This window comes from Alistipes sp. ZOR0009, assembly GCF_000798815.1.
Taxonomy (GTDB): Bacteria; Bacteroidota; Bacteroidia; order Bacteroidales; family ZOR0009; genus Acetobacteroides.
Map to the genome: position 1 here is coordinate 56,880 of NZ_JTLD01000050.1, position 23,274 is coordinate 80,153.

23 protein-coding genes are annotated in these 23,274 nt (G+C 37.8%); 7 read left to right on the forward strand and 16 right to left on the reverse strand.

The window, feature by feature from the left end:
- Window positions 1-79: 79 nt before the first annotated feature.
- The 10 genes from L990_RS13960 to L990_RS14005 all read right to left on the reverse strand — a co-directional run bounded on the left by L990_RS13960 (window position 80) and on the right by L990_RS14005 (window position 9,799).
- Window positions 80-661 (reverse strand): DUF2179 domain-containing protein, encoded by a 582-nt coding sequence (locus L990_RS13960; RefSeq protein ID WP_047450607.1) that lies wholly within the window; start codon window positions 659-661, stop codon window positions 80-82.
- 106 nt (window positions 662-767) lie between these two features.
- Window positions 768-1,307 (reverse strand): glutathione peroxidase, encoded by a 540-nt coding sequence (locus L990_RS13965; RefSeq protein ID WP_047450610.1) that lies wholly within the window; start codon window positions 1,305-1,307, stop codon window positions 768-770.
- 153 nt (window positions 1,308-1,460) lie between these two features.
- Window positions 1,461-2,225 carry a tetratricopeptide repeat protein gene (locus tag L990_RS13970; protein WP_052181033.1) on the reverse strand — a complete coding sequence of 255 codons (765 nt, stop codon included), beginning with the start codon at window positions 2,223-2,225 and terminating at the stop codon, window positions 1,461-1,463.
- Window positions 2,226-2,227: 2 nt separating this feature from the next.
- On the reverse strand, window positions 2,228-4,033 hold the full coding sequence (locus tag L990_RS13975; RefSeq protein ID WP_047450613.1) for a BatD family protein: 1,806 nt from the start codon (window positions 4,031-4,033) through the stop codon (window positions 2,228-2,230).
- 15 nt (window positions 4,034-4,048) lie between these two features.
- Window positions 4,049-4,777 (reverse strand): tetratricopeptide repeat protein, encoded by a 729-nt coding sequence (locus L990_RS13980; protein ID WP_047450616.1) that lies wholly within the window; start codon window positions 4,775-4,777, stop codon window positions 4,049-4,051.
- A 6-nt stretch (window positions 4,778-4,783) separates the two neighbouring features.
- Window positions 4,784-5,803: a vWA domain-containing protein gene (locus L990_RS13985; protein ID WP_047450619.1), complete on the reverse strand. Its 1,020-nt coding sequence runs from the start codon at window positions 5,801-5,803 to the stop codon at window positions 4,784-4,786.
- Between the two features lie 11 nt (window positions 5,804-5,814).
- Window positions 5,815-6,807, reverse strand: a complete 993-nt coding sequence (locus tag L990_RS13990; protein WP_047450621.1) for a vWA domain-containing protein — start codon at window positions 6,805-6,807, stop codon at window positions 5,815-5,817.
- Window positions 6,808-6,812: 5 nt separating this feature from the next.
- Window positions 6,813-7,790, reverse strand: a complete 978-nt coding sequence (locus tag L990_RS13995) for a hypothetical protein (RefSeq protein WP_047450623.1) — start codon at window positions 7,788-7,790, stop codon at window positions 6,813-6,815.
- A gap of 2 nt (window positions 7,791-7,792) precedes the next feature.
- Window positions 7,793-8,674 carry a DUF58 domain-containing protein gene (locus tag L990_RS14000; RefSeq protein ID WP_047450626.1) on the reverse strand — a complete coding sequence of 294 codons (882 nt, stop codon included), beginning with the start codon at window positions 8,672-8,674 and terminating at the stop codon, window positions 7,793-7,795.
- Window positions 8,675-8,803: 129 nt separating this feature from the next.
- A complete protein-coding gene (locus L990_RS14005) occupies window positions 8,804-9,799 on the reverse strand; it encodes an AAA family ATPase (protein WP_047450629.1) in 996 nt (331 codons plus the stop codon).
- A 284-nt stretch (window positions 9,800-10,083) separates the two neighbouring features.
- Between L990_RS14005 and truA the strand changes: the two genes are divergently transcribed.
- The 7 genes from truA to L990_RS14040 all read left to right on the forward strand — a co-directional run bounded on the left by truA (window position 10,084) and on the right by L990_RS14040 (window position 17,248).
- Window positions 10,084-10,881 (forward strand): tRNA pseudouridine(38-40) synthase TruA, encoded by a 798-nt coding sequence (gene truA / locus L990_RS14010; protein ID WP_052181034.1) that lies wholly within the window; start codon window positions 10,084-10,086, stop codon window positions 10,879-10,881.
- 417 nt (window positions 10,882-11,298) lie between these two features.
- The gene (locus L990_RS14015; protein ID WP_047450631.1) at window positions 11,299-11,526 is read left to right on the forward strand and encodes a hypothetical protein; all 228 of its coding nucleotides are present in this window, start codon (window positions 11,299-11,301) and stop codon (window positions 11,524-11,526) included.
- Window positions 11,527-11,565: 39 nt separating this feature from the next.
- Window positions 11,566-11,988 carry a low molecular weight phosphatase family protein gene (locus L990_RS19375; protein WP_052181035.1) on the forward strand — a complete coding sequence of 141 codons (423 nt, stop codon included), beginning with the start codon at window positions 11,566-11,568 and terminating at the stop codon, window positions 11,986-11,988.
- 2 nt (window positions 11,989-11,990) lie between these two features.
- Entirely contained in the window at window positions 11,991-12,404 is a 414-nt protein-coding gene (locus tag L990_RS14025) for a secondary thiamine-phosphate synthase enzyme YjbQ (protein WP_047450634.1), read from the forward strand.
- A gap of 114 nt (window positions 12,405-12,518) precedes the next feature.
- Window positions 12,519-14,129, forward strand: coding sequence for a thiamine pyrophosphate-dependent enzyme (locus L990_RS14030; protein WP_047450638.1), 1,611 nt, complete (start codon window positions 12,519-12,521; stop codon window positions 14,127-14,129).
- 30 nt (window positions 14,130-14,159) lie between these two features.
- The gene (locus tag L990_RS14035; protein ID WP_047450640.1) at window positions 14,160-14,738 is read left to right on the forward strand and encodes an indolepyruvate oxidoreductase subunit beta; all 579 of its coding nucleotides are present in this window, start codon (window positions 14,160-14,162) and stop codon (window positions 14,736-14,738) included.
- Between the two features lie 287 nt (window positions 14,739-15,025).
- Complete coding sequence (locus L990_RS14040; protein WP_047450644.1) at window positions 15,026-17,248, forward strand: inorganic phosphate transporter; 2,223 nt, start codon at window positions 15,026-15,028, stop codon at window positions 17,246-17,248.
- 599 nt (window positions 17,249-17,847) lie between these two features.
- Here L990_RS14040 and L990_RS14045 read toward each other — a convergent pair.
- From L990_RS14045 to rsxC, 6 genes are all read right to left on the reverse strand, one after another.
- The gene (locus L990_RS14045; RefSeq protein WP_047450647.1) at window positions 17,848-19,035 is read right to left on the reverse strand and encodes a hypothetical protein; all 1,188 of its coding nucleotides are present in this window, start codon (window positions 19,033-19,035) and stop codon (window positions 17,848-17,850) included.
- A gap of 157 nt (window positions 19,036-19,192) precedes the next feature.
- The gene (gene rsxA / locus L990_RS14050; protein WP_047450649.1) at window positions 19,193-19,765 is read right to left on the reverse strand and encodes an electron transport complex subunit RsxA; all 573 of its coding nucleotides are present in this window, start codon (window positions 19,763-19,765) and stop codon (window positions 19,193-19,195) included.
- A gap of 6 nt (window positions 19,766-19,771) precedes the next feature.
- Window positions 19,772-20,353, reverse strand: a complete 582-nt coding sequence (locus tag L990_RS14055) for an RnfABCDGE type electron transport complex subunit E (protein WP_047450651.1) — start codon at window positions 20,351-20,353, stop codon at window positions 19,772-19,774.
- Window positions 20,346-20,897 (reverse strand): RnfABCDGE type electron transport complex subunit G, encoded by a 552-nt coding sequence (locus tag L990_RS14060; RefSeq protein WP_231562283.1) that lies wholly within the window; start codon window positions 20,895-20,897, stop codon window positions 20,346-20,348. Before L990_RS14060 ends, L990_RS14055 begins: the two co-directional genes overlap by 8 nt.
- 19 nt (window positions 20,898-20,916) lie before the next feature.
- Entirely contained in the window at window positions 20,917-21,918 is a 1,002-nt protein-coding gene (locus L990_RS14065; RefSeq protein ID WP_047450657.1) for an RnfABCDGE type electron transport complex subunit D, read from the reverse strand.
- A 19-nt stretch (window positions 21,919-21,937) separates the two neighbouring features.
- Window positions 21,938-23,269, reverse strand: coding sequence for an electron transport complex subunit RsxC (gene rsxC, locus L990_RS14070; RefSeq protein ID WP_047450719.1), 1,332 nt, complete (start codon window positions 23,267-23,269; stop codon window positions 21,938-21,940).
- Between the last annotated feature and the right edge of the window lie 5 nt (window positions 23,270-23,274).

Genomic DNA, 23,274 nt, shown 5'->3' on the forward strand with positions numbered 1-23,274 from the left:
AATTTCAATAGATCAATTTATTGCCATAAAATCCTTCACTTTACGCTGAAATGGTAAATTATTACACCTTTGCGGATATTTACCGTCCCAATCTCCATCTGTCAAGGAGCTGTCCTGTTCCTTCTTTTTTTGGGAAAATGCCTTTATTTACTTTTTTCACTTCTTCTATAGTATAAAAGGCATTTGGGTTATATCCTTTTATTATCGCCTCGACTTTTGCCAAATCTTTTCGATTGACAATTGTATAAACTAGATCAACGCGGCCCAAAGAACCGTCTGCATGAACATTTGTTGTCCCAAAGCTATTATTATTTAGATCTTTAACAAGTTCTTCTGCCGAGTTCGGGATCATTATTCGAAGAATAAGTGTTCCCATTGCCAACTTTTCTTCAAGAATCATTCCCACATAATTTCCTGTTGCAAAACCAGATGCATATGCAATATAGCAAATCCAATTATTCAAATTTGCCATTATTTGGCTTATTGCGAGAATCCAAATAAAAACTTCGGCAAAACCCAAGAATGGTGCAATACTTTTAACTCCTTTCGAAACAAGGATTATTCGAATAGTCCCGAATGTTACATCACATATTCTAGCAATGAAGATCAATAGCGGCAGAAGCAGGTATGTATATAAGGGATCATTGGTTAAAACGTCCATTCTAAATAAATTTGACTATTTTCGAATATAGGTGCTTTTTTTCTTAAACCAATGGATTTTGCCCTATAAATGCTGCTTTTTTATCACAATTTGCTTTCCATTCACCTTATTTTTCTTCAATCCAATTTGTGATCTTTTCGCAATTAGGCTTTTGTCTAGGTCCGACAAAGTCTACTAAGTTTCCTTTCTCGTCTATCATGAATTTTTGGAAATTCCACTGGACTTCTGCATCAAATTTACCGTTTTCAGCTTTTTCTGTTAGCCATTTATATAGTGGTGCTATATCCTTCCCTTTTACAGAAATCTTCGACATCATTGGAAAGCTAACATTAAATTTTGATGTGCAAAAACTCTTAATTTCTTGATCTGTACCAGGCTCTTGTCCCATAAAATTATTAGCAGGAAAACCGATAACAACAAAATTCTGATCTTTGTATTTTTCATAAAGAGCTTCCAAGTCCTCGTATTGAGGGGTTAAGCCACATTTAGACGCTACGTTTACAACTAGTACTTTCTTACCTTTAAATTCAGATAAGCTCACTTTTTCGCCATCAATTGAAGTTACGGTGAAGCTGAAAAAGTTTTTCCCTTGCGACATCGCAAGTGAAGGGACGATGAGTGCCAACAAGAATAGTATTGGTTTCATTTTAGTGCTTTTTTAAATTTTGACTAACTCCCAAAGGAGTATTACATGAAAACTGTACTATTAACATTAACCTTTAAGAAATGTTTACGCCTAAAAAAGTAAAAGCGACCATTATTGGCCGCTTTTACTTTTGAGATATAGACGAATCTTGTCTTAAATAACTTCGAATGTGCTGTTTTGAACCCACCCTACATTTCCGTCTGCAATTTTGATTTCTCTCCAACCTGGAACTGAAGGTGTGTCTGTTAGCGTAATTTTTGTGCCTTCATGAATTACATACAACTCTTTTCCAGATTGATCTGGAGAACTTTTAACAACAACAACAGGTGCCATTACAATAGCTGAATTTGGGTATCGAATGCTTTGAGTTTTTGAGTTTGCATTCCAGATGGCTACAATTAGCACTAATACAAAGAAGCATGATAGGGAAAAGTAGATTTTTTTTAAAAATATCGTCCCTGTAAATCGATATAGTATGAAGAGAATTCCTGCAGATAGAAGGGATGCTAAGCTAAGCCAAGACCATCCATTCGCGCTTAGCAAATTACGAATTCCATCAGCCCATTCTTTTATAAAAAATGAAGGTATCGCTTCAATTTTGTCTCTTGTTTGAAGACGTGTAAATTCTAGGTTATGCTTTATTTGAGAATCAGAAGGATTGAGCACATACGCTTTTTCAAAATAAAGGATTGCTTTTGCATACTGTTTTTGCTTGTAGTATGCATTCCCCAAATTGTAAAAAAGTTTGCTAGATGCATATCCTGCATCTACAATTTTTTGATACTGAGAGGCTGCAGCCTTAAAGTTAGCCTCAGCATAAAGCTTATTTCCCTCTTCAAAAGTTTGCTCATAAACTTGAGCTGACACAAAATTTGTGCCCAATAGCAATGATATAACGATTAATAAATATCTTTTCATGGCTACTTTTTTAATTGTTCCAACTTGCTAATCAATTCTATGGCAAGATTAAATCGATCTGATTTTTCCTCTCCTTGTCCACTTGGTGCATAACGGGCAAACTCGCACTCTTCGATTATTTGCATAAGTTCTGCAATGGTCTCTTCGTTAGCCCCCCTATTTTTGAGCAACTCACTTGCTCTTTCTTTCGATAAATCGGAAACAGAAATAGCCAACTTGTCGCTTAAATAGCCCCAAAGTGCTTTCAACATTTCTTCATAAAAACCATGAGTATCACCTGATTTAATAAGAATTTCAGCTTTTTTTAATCGTTGGTGGGCTACCTTATTTGCTCGTTTATTTTTGATAAAGCGTAAATCAGAGTTCTCCCGTTCCTTTTTTTGAAGAAATAAGAACACTGCAACAGTTACAATTAGTATAAGAATTAAGATTAGCCAATAACTTGCTGTATTAAAGAAGTAGGTTCCCTTTGGAGTAAAGGATGTATTTCCCACTTTTATGTAAGCAATATCGTTACCGAGCATTTTTATAGATTCTTTTGTGCTTCCTCCTTGAAGAGAACTGCCAGAACCACCTGTCGGATCAGGATCAACTTCAATACTAATAGGTTCAGATTTAACTGTTCTGTATGAGTTCGTTCGGGAATCAAAGAACGAAAACTCTAATGCAGGAATTGTATATTTTCCAGCACTTCGAGGAATAAATGAGAATTCGAAAGTTTTTGTTCCACTCGAACCTGCGGCTGTTGTTTTAACATTATCGCTAATTTTTGCATCAAATGTTTCAAAATCTGCAGGAAAAGACACTTTAGGAGTTTCCAATAGCTTAACGTTGCCAGTACCTGAGATTTTTACCACTAGATTTGCGGCGTCATTTGCTCGCATTTTTACTTTAGAAGCAGAAGCCGAAATGCTATATGCTCCAATCGCACCGTTAAAAGAAGCAGGAGCACCTGATGGTAATTCGCGAACATTTATAGAAATAGCAGGACTTGATAGTCTTTTTCGAACAAGAGTTCCTCCTCCTCCAAAAAAGGCATCAAAAGCACTTTGAGGGGCAACACGCTCTACTATTGAAGCAGATAGTTGGAAGGGATCTATGGTTAATTTTCCAACTTGCTGTGGGAAAAGAACGTACCTACGTATCACCGCAGATTCGTATACCTTGTTGTTGTATTTCTCTCTACTAAAATTTAGCTTCAAGTCGCTGTCTTCAACAACTTGGTTCCAAAATCCATTAAACGATGGAAATTTAGGATCTCCAAGACCATCGATATCAACTCTGCTATATAACTTTAACGTGGCAATCAAAAATTCACCTCTATATAGAGAGGTTTTGTTGACTTCCATTTTTAAGAAAATATCTCCCTTCGTTTGTCCTGAAGATGTTTCTCTTGGAGCACTACCTCTCGAGGTAGTGCTATGCGCATCCCCTTTTACGACTTCAATAGCAAGGCTATTTGAGGTATATGTACGCCCATTAACCCGAATACTTGCTGCTGGAATGGAAAATTTACCTTCTTTTCCAGCTTCCAAAATGTAGGTATAGGTTATAGATGAGGATGAAGTGACCTGACCATTGATAATGCTGGTACTTCTAAACTGTGACATATTTGGACCAGCCAAAACATCAAAATTTCTAATGTCCGGATTGTTAAAATCATCTGGAGCAACGTTCATCTCGTATTTGAGCTGAAACTGTTCACCAACTGATACAACTCTTGGGGCTTTTGCAACAAGCGTAACATTTTGAGCAAAGCCTACAATTGCAAAGCCGATTAAAGTTAATATTGAAAAAATGCGCTTCATATATATATATGATTTCTACCAGTTTTTGTCAATTTTTCTTGTGCGAGCTTTCACTCTTTGGGCCTTTACACGCTCTTGAGCCCCATTTTCACTTGTTTGTAAAGCATCCAACATTCGTTGAGCATCCTCTTTAGAAATTTTAGGCTGAGGTTGCTTTTGCTGCTGCTTATTTTGGTCCTTATTATTCTTATTATCTTTGTTATCCTTGTCTTTGTTCTGGTCTTTTTTGTCATTCTTTTTATTTTGGTCTTTATTCTTGTCTTTGTTTTTATCCTTATTTTTATCTTGATTCTTATTTTTATTATTATCCTTTTTCTGTTGGTCTTTCAATTTTTGTTGTGCGAGTGCTAGGTTATATCTCGTTTCGCTGTCAGTAGGATTTATTCGTAATGCCTTTTTGTAGGCTTCTATACTCTCCTTGTAGTTCTGCATTTTAAATAAAGCATTACCCGCATTATGCAAATTTATGGCCAACCTACCAGGTTCTTTATTCTGGCTAATGCTATGTTGGTAGGCATTCATTGACTCCTGATATTTCTTTTGCATATATAGGGCATTACCTATATTATAGGTAACATCTCCTGATGCAGTATCCGCAGCCTGAGCTTGGCGAAAGTTAAGTTCTGCCTGTTTGAAATTGCCTTTATCAAACTCTTTATTACCCTTTCTAACAAGTTTTCGAACTTGCCCAAAAGAAGATAAAGAAACGAATAAAAGCGTAATTATAAAGTAATATTTCATCATAGCCTTCTACTTACTTTTAAAAATATCGATTTTGCTTAACCAAATGTTCTTGGTTTGAACAATAATGGAATCTAGCAGGAGAATGAGTAGAGAAGCTAACAGCAAAAGCTGAAACTGCTCATCGTAATCTTCGTATACGTAAGACTTTAACTCCATTTTATCCATTTTTCGAACATCATCTAATATGCTGCTTAAACCAAAGTTAGCGCTTGTAGCGTGGATATATTTTCCACCAGCAGCTTCGGCTACCTTTTGGAGAGTTTGTTCGTCTAGCCGGGTTATGACAATGTTTCCATCTTTATCCTTTAAATAGCCGCTATTTGTGGGAATTGGCGATCCTTGAGGCTGCCCAACTCCTACTGTATAAATTCTGATACCTTCTTTTTTTGCCAATTCTGCAGCTGCTATAGGATCATCCTCGTGGTTTTCTCCATCTGAAATTACGATTAGAACACGCGAGTTTTTGGAAGTACTAGAAAAGGATTTTACACCCAATTCAATGGCTTTACCTAATGCGGTTCCTTGTTGCGGAACCAAATTTGGATTAATTGAGCTGAAAAACATTTTGGCCGATACAAAATCGGATGTTATTGGCAACTGCGTATAGGCATCACCTGCAAATACAACCAATCCAAGCCTGTCATCTCTTAACCTATCAACCAAACGCGATAGCGCTAACTTTGCAGTAGATAACCGATCTGGTTTTAAATCGTCTGCCAACATGCTATTCGAGACGTCGAGTGCAACAACAATCTCAACTCCATTAGTTTTGACTTCTTTTATTTTAGAACCAAATTGTGGTCGAGATAGCGACAAGACAAGGAAAGCATAGGCAAGGCATAGTAGAATGAATTTCAGCATCATCCTTTTAGTTGAAACATTTGGAGCTAGCATTATAACGATGCTATGCTGGCCATATTTCTCCATGTTTTTACGCCGCATACGCGCATAAAAGTAGTAGAGTACTACCAAAATCGGTATTACGAATAGTAAATAAAGATATACAGGTTCTGCAAATCTGAACATTTGAATACGTTTTAAGGGATGCGTCTTAAAATTAGGTATCTAAACAGTACTTCTGCAAGCAGGGTAATAATTGCAAGCAGCGCAAAAAGAGAAAACTCTTCACTTCGTTTTGTAAAGCGATCAACCTGAAACTTAGTACGCTCGAGCTCGTTAATTTTGTTGTAAATTTCCTGAAGTTTCGTGTTGTCTGTGGCTCTAAAATACTCTCCTCCTGTAGTTTTTGATATCTTACGCAGCAAATCTTCGTCTATTTTTACATCTACATACGCCATTTGGATGCCAAAGCCGTTAGAAACAGGAGCCAACGCTCGACCACGAGTTCCAACCCCAATTGTATACACCCTAATACCAAATGTTTTTGCAATTTCTGCAGCAGTTAGAGGCGCCACTTCTCCCATGTTATTTTCTCCATCGGTCATCAAAATAACAATTTTGCTTTTCGCTTTACTCTCTTTTAAACGGGCAACAGAGGTTGCCAATCCATTTCCGATTGCAGTTCCATCTTCAAGCATCCCGCTTTTAACATCTCTAATTAAATTAATTAGCGCAGCATGATCTGTAGTTAATGGCGATTGGGTGAAACTTTCACCCGAAAAAACAACCATTCCAATTCGATCGTTAGGTCGATCGTTGATAAACTGTATTGCAACATCTTTTGCAGCAGAGATACGGTCCGGACGGAAGTCCTGAGCAAGCATACTGCTGGATATATCCATTGACAAAACAATATCAATGCCTTCTGTAGATACGTTGTCCTTGCTTTGAGTCGATTGAGGTCGTGCTAATGCAATTATAATCAAAGCAAAAGCAATACATCGTAGCACAAAAGGAATGTGGCGAAGCCTACGTCGGGTAGACGATTTCACTATATTTAGTGGAGCAATTGATGAAACCGTCAATTTGGGTGTAAAATGCCTATTTCTCCAGATATACCATACCACCAATGGTAGTAAAATAAGCAAAAGGTAGAAAAAATTCGGATTATGAAATATGTAACTTCCCATTTCTCTTATTTGTTATCTGAAGATGAAATTTCTTCGCTACTATTCTGCATATCAACGGTTACAACCGCCTTTGTATCATCAATAAAATCGTAAATGGATTTAGTTGCCTGATCGTTTTCTATAGGATCTGATGTATACTTGGCGAATTTTACCAAGTCTGAGGTATTCATTGTTGACATAAGTCGTTCAAAAAGGACTTTATTTGAGTAGCCTGCCCCTTTTAAGGAAGCCATAATCTCAAAAGAGGTCATTTCCATTGCATTGATATTCATTCTTTCTTCAAGGTACTTGCGAAGAATATCTGTTAGCTCAGAAAAATATTCCTTTACATGTCCATTTTGCCAAAGTTTTTTACGCTGAAGTTGCTCTAGTTCCTTGAAAGCTTTAACGTGAGCTGGTTCTACTATTTTCTTTTTAAAGGTAAATATGGGCTGTTCCTTATTTTTTCTGAAGTACATAACTATACCTACAATTGCACCAATTAATAGCAGAATGGCTATGATAGCAATTGCAATTTCCTCAAAGGTATATGGAGCCTTTATATTTGCTTTTATTCCATACAATGGTCTTTTTGTGCTATCAACAGCAACCGTATTTACCTTTAGTGAGATAGGTTGCGTAAGTAGCGTATCCACATTTGAACCATTAAAATACAAGATTGGGATTCTAGGAATTACATAGCTTCCAGAATCAAAGGATGTCAGGATATAGCGCTTTGTTAGCAAAATTGCACCATTTTCAGCTTTTGAGGTGTCGGTTGCAAATTGTGCCACTACTTCTAGGCCTGGTTGCAACGTATCTGGTAAATTTGGGAAGCGTACTTTTTTACCTTCTTTAAGCAGCACCTCAACCTTTAAAGCGGTTTGGCTACCAATCAGAATTTTGGAAGAATCAAGGTGAACCTTAAAATCCTGAGCGGATGCTCCTGCGATGAAAAGCAGGAAAGTCGCTGCAAAAGTGGTAATGTTATTTTTTAAGCTCATACCTACCGATGCTTGAAAAGTTTAATCAAAGGTTTAACATAATCTTCGTTCGTAGCAACGCGTACACAGTCCACCTTAGCCTTGGCAAAAGTATTATTGAGCGTTATCTGCGTCTCATTCCACCATGCGCTATAGCCTTTTCTAACTGCCGCTGAAGCGGTATCAACCCAAATAACTTCGCCTGTTTCTGCATCAACGGCTTCAAGTAAACCAACATTCGGAATTTCAAGCTCGCGGGGATCGTAAATCATTATTGCTCCCACATCATGCTTGTTACCTGCAATTTTGAGCGCATCGGCAAAGCGAGGCTCATAGTTTTTTTCGAAATCATTAAAATCAGAAAGCACAAAGGCCGTACAGCGCTTCTTAACGGCATTTGTTAAGTAACGAAGTGCTTCGGCAATATTGGTTTTATTGCTTTGTGGCTTTAGTTCGATAATTTCTCGAATTATTCTAAGGATATGCTTACGCCCTTTCTGAGGTGGAATAAACTTCTCAACTCTATCGCTAAATAGAATTACGCCAACCTTATCGTTGTTGAGTATTGATGAAAAGGACAATACGGCGGCCATTTCGGCTGTAAGCTCATTTTTGAACTTCTCTTGTGTCCCAAAATGGCTTGAACCGCTTACATCAATAAGCAGCATTACCGTTAACTCTCGTTCTTCCTCAAATACTTTGATGTATGTTTCGTTAAATCGAGCAGAAACATTCCAATCTATATTGCGAATATCATCGCCATAACGGTATTCGCGGACTTCGCTAAAAGCCATACCTCGCCCTTTAAAGGCGCTATGATACTCTCCTGCAAAAATCTGATTCGATAACCCACGCGATTTTATCTCAATTTTTCGAACCTTTTTTAGTAGTTCTGATGTCTCCATAATCCACAATAGTGTATTAGAAAGTATATGACTGGGAATAGTAGTAAATGCAACAATTTTATAAACACCTGTCTGTTAATGCATTTACTTAATAGTCCTTTTGCTAATCAATTAAACTTCCAGTAGCAACTATGGAACTTCAACAGTATTGAGTATTTCTGTAATAATATCTTCGGAGGTGATATTCTCAGCCTCAGCTTCATAGGTTAAGCCAATACGGTGACGTAGCACGTCGTGAGCTACGGCTCTTATATCTTCAGGGATAACGTATCCGCGTCTTTTAATAAAGGCATACGCTTTTGCTGCTAATGCTAAGCTGATGCTGGCACGTGGTGATCCGCCGTATGAAATCATGTTCTCGAATTTCCCTAAACCGTAGGTGTTGGGTTCACGAGTTGCAAAAACGATATCTACAATGTATCGCTCAATTTTTTCGTCAAGGTATACATCACGAACTACCTTTCTGGCTCGAATAATATCTTCAGGCTTTAGGACTGCTGTTGGACGTGGAAATTCACCTATAATATTTTGACGAATAATAAGCTTTTCTTCCTCTTTTTTTGGATACTTGATGATTACCTTAAGCATAAAGCGGTCAACCTGCGCTTCTGGAAGAGGATAGGTTCCTTCCTGCTCCAGCGGGTTTTGAGTTGCCAAAACGAGGAATGGCTCGGGAAGCTTAAAAGTGCTATCTCCAATAGTAACCTGATGCTCCTGCATAGCTTCCAGTAGTGCACTTTGAACTTTTGCTGGAGAACGGTTGATTTCATCGGCTAGGATAAAGTTGGCAAATACAGGTCCCTTTTTTACATTAAACTCTTCGTTTTTAGGACTGTATATCATCGTTCCAATAAGATCGGCTGGTAGTAAGTCTGGTGTAAACTGGATACGGCTAAATTTTGCCTGAATAATGCTGGCTAGGGTATTTATTGCAAGAGTTTTTGCTAAACCAGGCACTCCTTCTAACAGAACGTGACCATCCGATAATAGTCCAATCATCAAACTTTCGACAAGGTGCTTTTGCCCTACAATCACCTTGTTCATCTCCATGTTGATGATGTCAACAAATGAACTTTCTTGCTGAATTCTGTCGTTTAGTTCCTTGATATTCACAATTTCGCTCATACAAGAATTAATGTTTTGTTTTTACTCTGTTTTGTTGCATCTAAAATAACGGCTTACTTTTTTTATTATTCTCATATAGATTAGAAATGGAGTTAAATATAGTTAAAGCAAAGTAATGCATTAAGTTATGGTTGTAAATGTATTGATGTGCAATCAACTAAGAAGTAAAGGTTCACATAAAACTTACTATTCTGTCTAATTTTGAAGATATATTATTCCGTTAAAGGAATAGATGGGGCTATTTTTGCTGCAGATTAGCCACTATCTTTGCAAATAAAACGTCAATGCCTCGCTACTTTATACGAATATCCTACAAGGGCACCCAATACCACGGTTGGCAGGTGCAGCCCAATGCAGTTACCGTACAGGAAAAGTTGAACCATGCACTATCAACCTTGTTTCGTGAGCAAATCGAAACGTTGGGTGCAGGTAGGACTGATTCATTCGTACATGCTTCGTACTTTATTGCACATTTCAACTCATCGAAAGTTGACATAGCAGACAATCCCTATATAATACATAAAATTAATTGCATTCTTCCTACTGATATTACGGCCTATTCAATTAAGCCTGTTAGCGATGCTACAAATGCCCGTTTCGATGCCATCTCACGAACTTACAACTATTTTATACATACCAGTAAAAGTTCGTTCATAAACGAGTTTTCGTATCATTTTAAGGGCGTTTTAAATGTAGATGATATTAAGAACGCAATTCCAACTCTATTTAATCATACCGATTTTACCAGCTTTAGTAAGCTCCATACCGATGTAAAAACGAACAACTGCAAAATAGAGGCTGCAGAATGGATTGAGTATGCTCCTAATCAGTATGTTTTTGTAATAAAAGCCGATCGCTTTTTGCGCAATATGGTAAGAGCTATAATGGGGACTCTTATAGATATTGGGAAAGGCAAAGTTGTTCCAGAGCAGTTAGACAAGATAATAAGCTGCAAGAATAGGTCGTTAGCAGGGACTTCCGCTCCGCCTCAGGGATTATTTTTGGCGAATATCGAGTATCCCGAAAGTGTTTATAAGGAAGATGGAGCCATTGAAGAATATTTTCCAAGATTTGTGTTGTAGTTGATTGTATTGATAAAATCACATTGTTAAATAAAAATGAGGCAGGCAGTTGGGTTATATTTATAGGAGATTGTAGCAATAATCATCAGTAGTACGATAAATAAAGTTGTTGTTGAATATCAATCATTCAATAGCAGAACTAGTATATGCAATAACTTGCCGAAGCCTTTGCTTGCATATGTTAAGGCAGGCATCCTTGCCTTTTTGCATCCATTTTTATATTTAATCGCTAGTTAATAATGACTTACAGCTTAGGATTTTTGTAACGCGACGTTTTTTCTGTAAAAGAGACCTACAGTTGCTTTTCAAAAAATGTTCACAACCTGTGGAAAACTTTGTGGAAAACTCTTTTATAATTGGTGTAAAAAAACTTTCTTTGTCCTATAATCAACGAATTGCAATAAAAACTCGATATAGATGGCTGTTGTTAACAACTTAGAGAGAAAAAGAACGCTTGGTACACCTATTTCCATGCGTAGCAAAAGAATTTATCGCCAATCTATGGTTTTTAATAGTTCTGAAATGAGTACTGTAGAATTTTTCTTTGACAAGTATAAAATACAAAACAGAGGGAAATTTTTTAGAGAAACCATTATTACGGCTATGCTTCAAAAGTTAGAGCAAGATCACCCTCGGTTATTTTAAACTCGTTTATCCCTCTGTGGAGGGTGTTTTTTCCTAAGCATGAAAAAGATACTTATAGTCGGAGAGGATAATGCCTGTCGCTCCCAAATGGCCGAAGGTTGGATGCGGTATTACACCAAAAACTATGCAGAGGTTACCAGTGCTGGAGTAGTGGCAAGTCCGCTTGATTTGAATGCAGCTCACGCTATGTCGCAGGCCATTATCGATATTTCGAAGCAAACAAGCAAAACACTCGAATCTGTTGTCAACGAAACATATGATTTTGTGCTATTTGTTTTTACACCTACCAATTTAACAGCATTCTCATTTAATGGAGCTCCACAAATCGTGGTTAAACCTTTTCTGCGTCCTATTAGTGGCGCAAGCAAAAAGGAAACTGATGCTAATTATGCCAAAATACAAGACGAAATAGAAAACTATTGCTTTGAGTTTGTACATCAGTACGTTCGTAAAATGTACTAGATATGGTAATACAGCGCGAGCTTAAGTTAAAACCCTATCCTCAAGGATTTCATCCTATTACAAAAGACATCCTAGAATTACTTGAAGGAGATTTTCCTCAAGAAGGTTTGCTTAACCTTTTCATCCAACATACTTCTGCGGCATTAACTATAAATGAAAATGCAGATCCTAGTGTGCGGGAGGATTTTGAAGCATTTGTTAAGCACCTAGTGCCTGATTCTTACCCTCATTTTAAACATATAGCAGAGGGCGGCGATGACATGCCTGCTCATATCAAATCCTCTCTTTTCGGGGTTAGCATTACGCTTCCTATTAGCAATTGGCAGCTGAAATTGGGTACTTGGCAAGGTATATATCTCTGTGAATTCCGTAATTACGGAGGACCAAGGCGCATTACAGCTACAATCTTATACTAATCCATTTACCTTTACTTACACTTTTAAATAAAAATTAGTGCTTTTAGTTTGGATTTGACCAAATAATGCTACATTTGCTAGCATTAGTTAGCTAAACAAAACATTAATCATTATATGGAAAGAAAGCTTTTCCTCGGTGATGAAGCCATTGCACAAGGGGCAATTGATGGAGGATTGTCTGGCATCTACGCCTATCCTGGCACACCATCTACCGAAATTATGGAGTATATGCAAGCATCGAAAGAAGCTCGCGAAAAAAACATTCACAACATTTGGTCTACCAACGAAAAAACAGCAATGGAAGCAGCTCTGGGCATGTCCTATGCTGGTAAACGTTCTATGGTATGCTTTAAGCATGTGGGACTTAATGTTGCAGCCGACTGCTTTATGAATGCTTCCATTACAGGTGTTAATGGTGGCCTAATTGTTGTTTCGGCAGACGATCCATCTATGCACTCTTCTCAAAATGAGCAGGACTCTCGCTTCTATGCTAAGTTTGCGATGATTCCAATCTTAGAACCATCAAATCAGCAAGAGGCATACGATATGACCTACTCGGCATTCGAGTTGAGCGAATCGCTTAAGCTTCCTGTAATGATTCGCATTACTACTCGTATGGCACACTCTCGTGCAGGGGTCGAAACAAAATCGAAAAAAGCTCAAAACGAGCTAAAGTTGCCATCTGATCCTCGTCAGTTTGTTCTTCTTCCCGCCATTGCACGTAAGAACTACAAAACGCTTCTTTCGTCTCAAGCGGTAATGGAAAAGGAATCTGAAAAGTCAACCTTTAACAAGTTAACTGATGCTGCGAATAAGAAGTTAGGTATTATTGCAACGGGGATTGCCTATAATTATCTGATGGAAAACTACGACGGAGTATCTCCATACCCTGTTTTGAAGGTTTGCCAGTATCCACTTCCTCGTAAACAGGTTGAAACATTATACAACGAGTGTGAGGAGCTACTTATTCTTGAAGAAGGCTATCCAATTATTGAGGAAATGATAAAAGGTTTCCTTGCTGTAGGAAAGCCAATACATGGTAGGTTAGATGGCACACTTCCTCGTGACGGAGAATTAAATCCAACCATTGTAGCCAAATCACTTGGCTTGCCTGTCGAAGAAGGTTCTGTTGTACCTTCAATTGTGATGCCACGACCACCTGCACTATGTCAAGGTTGCGGTCACCGCGATGTATATGCCGACTTACTCGAGGCTATTTCGGAATATGGGGAAGGCCGAGTATTTGCTGACATAGGCTGCTATACTTTGGGCGCTTTACCTCCATTCAATGCTATTAATACCTGCGTTGACATGGGAGCCTCAATCACTATGGCAAAAGGAGCTTCCGATGCAGGATTACAGCCTGCTGTTGCTGTAATTGGGGACTCTACATTCACCCACTCTGGTATGACAGGCCTACTAGACGCTGTTATTGAAAACACTCCTATTACAGTTGTAATTTCGGATAATTCGACAACTGGAATGACCGGAGGTCAGGATTCTAATGCGTATGGACGTATTGTTGATATCTGCAAAGGACTTGGTGTGCATCCAGATCATATTCGCGTAATGATTCCTCTAAAGAAAAATCACGAGGAGAACATGCGTATTATCAAAGAAGAGTTAGCCTATAAGGGCGTTTCTGTGATAATTCCGCAACGCGAATGTATCCAAACGGCAGCCCGTCGTAAAAAGGCTGAAATTAAAAGTAAAGCAGCTGAATAGCATTAAGCCAAAACTGAAAATTGATTGAAAATGAAAACAGATATCATACTAGCAGGTGTTGGCGGACAAGGAATCCTTTCAATTGCTGCAGCAATTGGAACTGCCGCCGTACAAAGTAACCTATATTTAAAGCAGTCAGAAGTGCATGGTATGAGCCAGCGAGGTGGTGATGTACAGTCTCACTTAAGGCTTTCTGATAAGGAAATAGCATCTGACTTAATTCCAATTGGTAAAGCAGATATTATTATCTCTGTAGAGCCAATGGAGTCGTTGCGTTATCTTCCATATCTATCTAAGACAGGATGGGTTGTAACCAACACCACGCCATTTATCAACATCCCTAATTACCCAGAGAAGGAAACGTTGATGGCATCACTAAATGCTCAAAAAAATGTGATTGCTATTGATGCAGATACCATTGCAAAAGAAGCAGGTTCTGCCCGCTCCTCAAATATGGTAATGCTAGGAGCTGCATCTGCTTACCTGAATATGCCTTTCGAAGTTATTGAAGATGCAATTCGTACGCTTTTTGGTAAAAAGGGAGAAGAGATTGTGGAAGCAAATCTTAAAGCATTGAGAGCAGGTCGAGATGCTGCTAAGGTGTTTTAAATTACAACATAAAAAAGAAAGCCTTGAAGTAATTCAAGGCTTTCTTTTTTTATTTATTATTAATATTGGCTTTATGTAAAGAGAAGTTGTGCTCCCACCAACTTAAAGCCAAGTATCTCAAAAACGGAGTCCGTTTATGGTACATATTCTTATTTTAATGTATGCTAGATTTCTAAATAATTGTATATTACAAAATCAATCCTCTAACTTTTAGGTAATTCATTGTTAGCTTTAAGTTAACATACGAATAACCTCAATAGGTAACTTTGCGCAAACAAAAGTTGACGATGGATAATATTTTGATTTTTATTGTTTTCATACTCCTTCTATTGTCTGTGTTAGACCTTGTAGTTGGAGTTAGTAATGATGCCGTAAACTTTCTAAATTCGGCAATTGGTTCTAAAGCAGCTCCACGCTATGTTATAATGATTATTGCATCGTTGGGAATCGTAATAGGCGCTATCTTTTCTGGTGGAATGATGGAAGTTGCCCGAAAGGGGGTCTTTTTTCCTCAGCAATTTTACCTAATGGAAATCATGACCATTTTCTTAGCGGTGATGCTTACCGATGTTATTCTTCTCGATTTTTACAATACTTTTGGACTTCCTACATCGACCACCGTTTCGCTAGTATTTGAACTTTTGGGTGCAGCGGTTGCCGTATCAATGGTCAAAATCTTTTCCTCAGATTTAAGTATTGCAGATTTGAACCAGTACATAAATGCCGGTAAAGCGCTGGCTATAATTTCTGGAATATTTATATCTATAGGAGTTGCCTTTGTGGTTGGAGGAGTTGTGATGTATGCTACTCGATTAATATTCAGCTTCAACTATAAGCCTATATTTAAGTATATTGGATCAATATGGGGTGGCATTGCGCTCACTTCAATCCTCTATTTCATTGTGATGAAGGGTATTGTTCATTCATCTGTAGTATCAGCAGATACAATTAGCTACATCAAGGCAAATACGTTACTAATTCTTTTAATCTCGTTTGTTAGCCTTTCCTCTATATTTCAGCTGCTAATATCCTTTTTTAACTTTAACCTACTGCGATATATTGTTCTTGCAGGGACGTTTGCCTTAGCTCTTTCTTTTGCTGGAAATGATTTGGTCAATTTCATAGGGGTATTTATGGCCGGACTTAAATCCTATCAAATATTTGCTAGTTCTGGAATTCCTGCAAATGAGCTTATGATGGGCGATTTGGCCCAACCTGTTTCTGCCAGTTTTGTATACCTTTTGATAGCTGGAACCATAATGACAATTACGCTTTGGCTTTCAAAAAAGGCTCGAACAGTCACAGAAACAGAAATTAACCTAGCAAGACAGGATGCTGAAGGAGGTGAGAAGTTTGGATCCAATAATATCTCTAGAAATATAGTAAGAGGTGTTATAAGTGCCAATAATTCTATAAATAAAGTTTTACCTGCTGGTCTCAAAAAATTTATCGAAAAGCGATTTAATACGAACCAACAGGTAAATATAAAGGAGAACGCATCGTTTGATATGCTGAGGGCGTCGGTAAACCTAACTGTAGCCAGCATCCTAATTTCTTCTGCAACATCGCTAAAGCTGCCTCTTTCTACCACATATGTAACTTTTATGGTAGCAATGGCATCATCGCTTGCTGATCGAGCTTGGGGAAGGGACAGTGCCGTTTATAGGGTAACTGGAGTTCTTACCGTTATATCGGGCTGGCTATTTACAGCGCTAATCGCATTTACAGCCGCATTTATTGTTGCTCTATTTCTTTCTTGGACTGGAGTGTATGGAATATTTGTAATGGTTTTTGTTGCCCTTTATTTTATCATTAAATCGAATAAGCTGCATAGCAAAAAAGAAAGCGATGCAAAAAATGAAGATTTAGAAACGATTTTAAAGAAAGAAACGATTGTAGAAAGGTGTATAGAAGAAGTCAATAAATCTTTGCGTAACGTTGTTCATGTCTATAACGAAACAATTCATGGACTTTCTAAAGAAGACAGAAAGTTACTTAAAAAGGTGAATCAGGATGTCGAAGAGATAAACTTAGAAGCCAAACATTATAAAAATAACGTATTTAACACGCTTAATAAGCTTCAAAGCGACTACATTGAAACAGGGCATTACTATGTTCAAGTAATAGACTATTTACGTGAAATTGCTCACTCGTTAAGCCACATTACAAAGCCAGCATTCGACCATATTGACAACAACCACAAAGGGCTGTTAAAGGATCAGGTGGTTGAACTAAAAGCCATCAACTATGAGGTTTCTGAACTGTTTAGTGATATTTCTCGCATTATTAATGAACAAGCGTACGATGAAGTTTCGGATATTATAAAAAAGCAACAGCAAGCCTTGGAACTGCTCAATTCGGCTCGAAAAAAACAAATAAAGAGAATTAAGAATGGAGAAGCAGGAACGCGAAACAGTAATCTTTACCTCGGGATACTAAATGAAACTAAAAATTTACTTTTACAGACTATCAACTTGGTCAAAGCTGAGCGCGATTTCATCGTAAAATAGAAAATAAACCGAGCCCTATCTGTCAAAAGTGGGGCTTTATTTTTCGCTGTAAAAAAGTTATTAACATATATTTTAACACATCTGGCTGTTTGATGTTTGACAAAAAACTTGTTATTGCTACTTAAATAGGCATTTCTTAATACTATATTTTGATATAAACATGTTATTAACAATTTCCTGTTAATATATATTTGTATTTGTCAGCATATTTTATTTAAAACTATCTTAGATTTACTTCATAATAAAGTAGTACTCTTCATGAAGGCTAAAGATATATTTACCTGAATCCATACAACAGGGAATTTATAGCAGTTGGTTATATGTTTTTTAGGTGACAGCTGGCAGTTAAATGGTTACAACGGATGTTGGTAATATTTGGGTTTTGTCTAATTCTTCATTGATATGGATACCGTGAGGCCTCCATCCTGTTAAAAGGGCCTGCAATGTTGGATTGCAAAACTTTGGGGAATCAGACACCCTCAATTAGAATAGGCCGAGTAGATATACTCGGCCTCTCTATTTATTTATGATTCAATCTAGAATAGCAAAACGTATCGTTTGTTGCTTTTTACGTATACACAATTTTTAGCCAACCAATATTAATTTTCTAGGCCGTAATTAAAAATATTTCTAATTAATGGCGTGTAAAACCTCCACATAAACCCTTTGCGTTGCTCCAAATTTCCTCTTCGAAGGAGGCCTAATGGCCTATTAATTCGGTAGTATTTTGCACCTGTCATGGATACTGGAATATCTGAAAAATCGCCTGCTAGATAGTAAAACTTTGCATTTTCCCCCTGACTCTTGATAACAGCCGGAAAAAAACTTGGAATATGATTGCTATCTAATACGTGACGTCCCTTCTCATTTACATCCAGAATGTAATTTGAAATTACATCGTTAGCGGAAGTAGACTCCACAACATCAAACCAATAACTGTAGCGAATTGAAGACGGCAGCTCGTACCTATCTTTGTAAATAGTGTTTGTAACTATTTTGGGAGTGCTCGATATTAAGTGAGTGCCATGTTCGACGATTACAACTCGATCGCCTTTATTTATAAAGGCGATGCCTGCTTTATGAAATGGCCAGACGCCATTATTTTGCTCTAAATATCGTTTTTTTAACCAAATAGGAAGTTCCTTATTTTTATTTGTATCCAGAGTCTGATAAAATCGGCCAATCCAGCCAGTCCATTTCACTCCGAATGTTTTTTCAAAATCTTGTCTGACTCCATCTGAAGCTGGAGATGCTATTGCATTAAACTCAACAACAATAAGCTTGTTTAAACTTTTCATTGCTTTAAGCAAGAAAAGATCCTTAGACGACATTCCCCCGTATATCAAGGATGTTCTCTCTAGGTAAAGATTCAAAGAATCTTTAGACATGGATTTTTCATAAAATTCCGTCCACTCTCCAGTGTAAACACCATACATATCGGCATAGTAAACAGCATCCAATCGGGATGCATAAGCCTTTAAACTAGCGTTTGAATAAGATTCTAAATCGTTAATTTTGTAATTTCCTTTACCATCTGGGAAAAAGCCTTTATAATCAGTTTTAGGCTCATACATGGATAAGCTATTCGGTACTATTTTTTCGTTTTTAAGAACCCAAAATAACGATTTGTGCTCCTGAACTTCTTGGTTTAGCACTGTTTTGTCAATTACCAGCAAGTTTACCTTTTTTTGAGGCTGTAATTCCCATAAAATCCTTAAACCAACAATTGCTACAACTAATAAGAGGACTATGGTTAATAACCAGAAGTTAGAGTTAACTTTTTTCATTGCACCAAGTTTAATGTATCATATAAAATTATGAATATTCAACGATGGTGTCAATACTTTTTTGAAGTTTCTTGCCTACAAATTTAAGAATAGGCTTTTATCTATAAAAAAAGCGAGCTTGCATTATTACAAGCTCGCTTTAGTCTCTGAATCTATTTTAAACAATTCCCGAGAATCCCATAAATGCCATTGCTAGGATACTTGCAGTTATCAAAGCAATTGGAATTCCTTTCATCTCCTTGGGTACATTATTCATCTCCATCTCTTCACGCAAACCGGCAAAAAGCACCAATGCTAATCCAAATCCTATAGCAGAGGCTACTGCGTAAACAATACTTGCAAATAGGTCAAGATTTTTTTGATGGACAAGAATCGCCATCCCTAAAACAGCACAGTTTGTTGTTATAAGCGGAAGAAATACACCCAATGCCTGATATAGAGCAGGACTTATTTTTTTAAGTATAATTTCGACCATCTGTACCAACGCAGCAATTACCAAAATAAATGAAATGGTTTGCATAAAAGTGATGTTCAACGGCATCAGAATATACTTCTGGAGGAGCCAAGTAATAAGCGTAGCAAGAGCCATTACAAATGTTACGGCACCAGCCATACCTAGCGAGGTTTCGACCTTGTTAGAAACACCTAAGAAGGGGCATATTCCCAAAAATTGAGATAGAACAATATTGTTAACAAAAATTGCTGATATAACAAGAATTAGAATTTCCATACTCCTTTATTTTTTGTTGATGCGGTTGAACAATACCATCAAATAGCCTAGCACCAGAAATGCTCCGGGTGCTAAAACAAAAACAAGCATTCCATCTGTCTGTACAAGCTTATGGCCAAATACAGACCAACTTCCAAGCAGCTCTCTTACTGCACCTAGTATTGTTAAGGATAGCGTAAATCCCATCCCCATTCCTACTCCATCAAACATTGAATCCAAAACACCATTCTTTGACGCAAATGCTTCTGCGCGACCTAGCACGATACAGTTCACCACAATTAAAGGAATAAAGATACCTAAAGTGGCATACAACGCTGGGACATAGGCCTGCATCAGCAAATCTACCATGGTTACAAAGGTGGCAATTACCACAATATATGCAGGAATTCGGACCTTAGCCGGAATTAGCCCTGCAATCAATGAAATTGCCGCATTGGACAGAGCAAGTACAAATAAGGTTGCAGCTCCCATTCCAAGTCCATTTAACGCAGATGTAGTTGTAGCCAAGGTTGGGCACATTCCCAAAAGAAGTACAAATGTTGGATTTTCTCTTAGGATACCTCTTGTTAGATTAGATATGCTACTCATGCTTTCCTCCTTTCATATAGGCATTATATGCGCGATTTACGGCATCAGTAAATGCTCTAGAGGTTATCGTCGAGGCCGTAATTGCATCAACATCCCCTCCATCCTTTTTTACCATCATTTTAAATGTTGCCGGATTCTTACCTTCAAACTGAACGCTAAAGTTTGATTTGCTTTTTTCCATCTTATCGCCTAAGCCGGGAGTTTCTTTGTGGCTTAAAACTTCTATACTACTAATTGAACCATCTGTTAAAAGACCAACCATCAGCGTAAAATGCCCCGAAAATCCTTTATTGGTAAATGTTTCAATAGCAGTTCCTACTAGTTTTCCTCCTTTTCTGGCTGGATACAGACGTAACGTATCGCCATCGACTGCTATTTTGTAGACTTCATCTCCTGGATTATTGTCAAATGGAGGAACAACTTTTTGAATAGCGTTATTTATTTTTTTTGATTTTGCGGCTTCAATAGGTTTTAGTGTGATAAGATATACACCTCCTAGCGCAGCAGACGCAAAAAATGAGATAACAAGCAGCGTTATCACCATATTTTTGAAAGATGATTCTTTAGCCATGCTTCACAACCTCCCCAAATTTATTAGGTTTCACATACTTGTTGATTAGAGGGGTAACGGCATTCATCAGTAGTATTGCAAATGAGACTCCTTCTGGATATGCCCCCCAAACACGAATTATGACAGTAAGCAATGCTATGCCAACTGCATAGTAAATCATTCCCCTTAAAGTCATAGGAGAGGTTACATAGTCTGTTGCCATAAAAATCGCTCCAAGAAGAACGCCGCCTGTTAGGATGTGAAATAATGGATCCATGTATTTTTGTGGATTTACTCCCCAGAGAATTCCTGTAAATAGGATCATTGTAGCCACAATCGTAACAGGAATATGCCATGTAATAACCTTCCTTATTAGCAAGTAGGCAAATCCTAGAAGTAATGCTAAAGCCGAAATCTCACCTAATGAACCTCCCATGTTTCCTAGAAAAAGATCCATATACGATGGAATTGAGCTGTAAATTTCTGAAATCGGTTTTCCAGCCTTCAGGGCCTCCTTTACAACGCCTAGCGGTGTTGCACCTGTGACTGCATCAAGATACTCGGTTCGAGCTAAACTTGGTAGTGGCCAAGATGTCATTTGTACAGGAAAGGAAATCAGCAAAAAAACACGTCCTACTAATGCTGGATTAAACATGTTCGCCCCTAACCCACCAAAACTCATTTTGGCGACTCCAATGGCAATTAGCGATCCGAGCACGACTATCAAAGGAGATATGTTTGTTGGTACATTGAATGCCAACAACATACCAGTAACAACGGCTGATAAGTTCAGTATTGTTACCGGACCTTTAATCAGATATTTCTGAATCAGGAACTCGAAAGTAACGCAGGAAACAACTGCTATTAAGGTTGTTAAAACAGCTCCTAGTCCAAAAAAATATATTGATACAGCCCAAGCCGGTAACATTGCTATGATAACATCCAACATAATTCGTTGCGTTGAATATTCACCATGGATATGGGGCGAGGGCGCTACTATAAATTGTTTTTCCATTTTTTATCGATGTTCGGTTCTACTTTTTTCTGGAACGCATAATTTGCATTACGTTTCCTTTTCCATTACGAATAAAGTCTAGTAATGGAATTCCTGCTGGACATGTATAAGAGCAAGAACCACACTCAATGCAATCGGTTATTCGATTTGCTTCAAGTTCTGGATACATCTTACGCATGCTCATTTTATTTAAGAGGAATGGCTGCAAGCCCATTGGACAGACGCTAACGCATTTAGCACAGCGAATACATTCTGATTTTACAGGGCGTAACGCTAAATCATCAGCCATAATCAAAATGCCGCTAGTTCCCTTAGTTACTGGAGAGGAAGCTGTAGATAACGCTTTTCCCATCATTGGACCTCCGCTGACAACCTTTACCTTGCATTCTGGTAATCCGCCGACCTTTTCTATAAGTTGACTAATAGGAGTTCCTATGCGTACACGAAAGTTTGAAGGATCAATATGAGTCAACCCTGTAACTGTAACTACACGCTCGATTAATGGCTTGCTTTTTTGAACTGCTTCATAAGCAGCCAATGCTGTACCTACGTTTTGTACAACCGCCCCTACGTCTATAGGGAGACCTCCGGAAGGTACTTCTCTGTTAATGGTGGCTTTTATAAGCTGTTTCTCACCACCTTGAGGATACTTTACTTTTAATGGCTGAATAGATATTTCTGAATACCTTTTTGCTAACGACGATAGATGAGCTATAGCTTCCTTTTTATTATTTTCAATGCCAATAATTGCTTTAGAAACATTCAAGGATTTCATTAAAACTCGTATACCAACAAGTAACTCCTCTCCTCTTTCTAGCATTACTCGATCATCAGCAGTAAGGAATGGCTCACATTCGACACCATTGATAATTAATACGTCTGCTTTTTTTCCTGTAGGTACCGCTAGTTTTATATTTGTAGGAAATGTGGCTCCTCCCATTCCTACAACTCCCATTTCAGCGATTCGGGAAATAATTTCGGATGCCGATAATCGAATTTCTTCCTGTAGTGCATTCGAGCAATCAATCGAATCTAACCATTCGTCGCCTTCGACTTTTATAGCGATAGAGGGACGAGCATAACCGCTGGTATCAACAATACTTTCAATACCTTGCACTGTTCCTGATACTGACGCATGAATATTAGCCGATACAAATCCACTTGCAGCAGCAATAAGTTGGCCTACTTTTACAAAATCACCTTTAACAACAATAGGCGTTGCAGGTGCTCCAATATGTTGTGCTAATGGAATATATGCAATTTCAGGTAATGCGAGCGTTTCTACCTTTTTATTGGCAGATAACTTATTTTCAGGAGGATGGATACCTCCTAGTTTGAATGTTCGTAACACGTTTA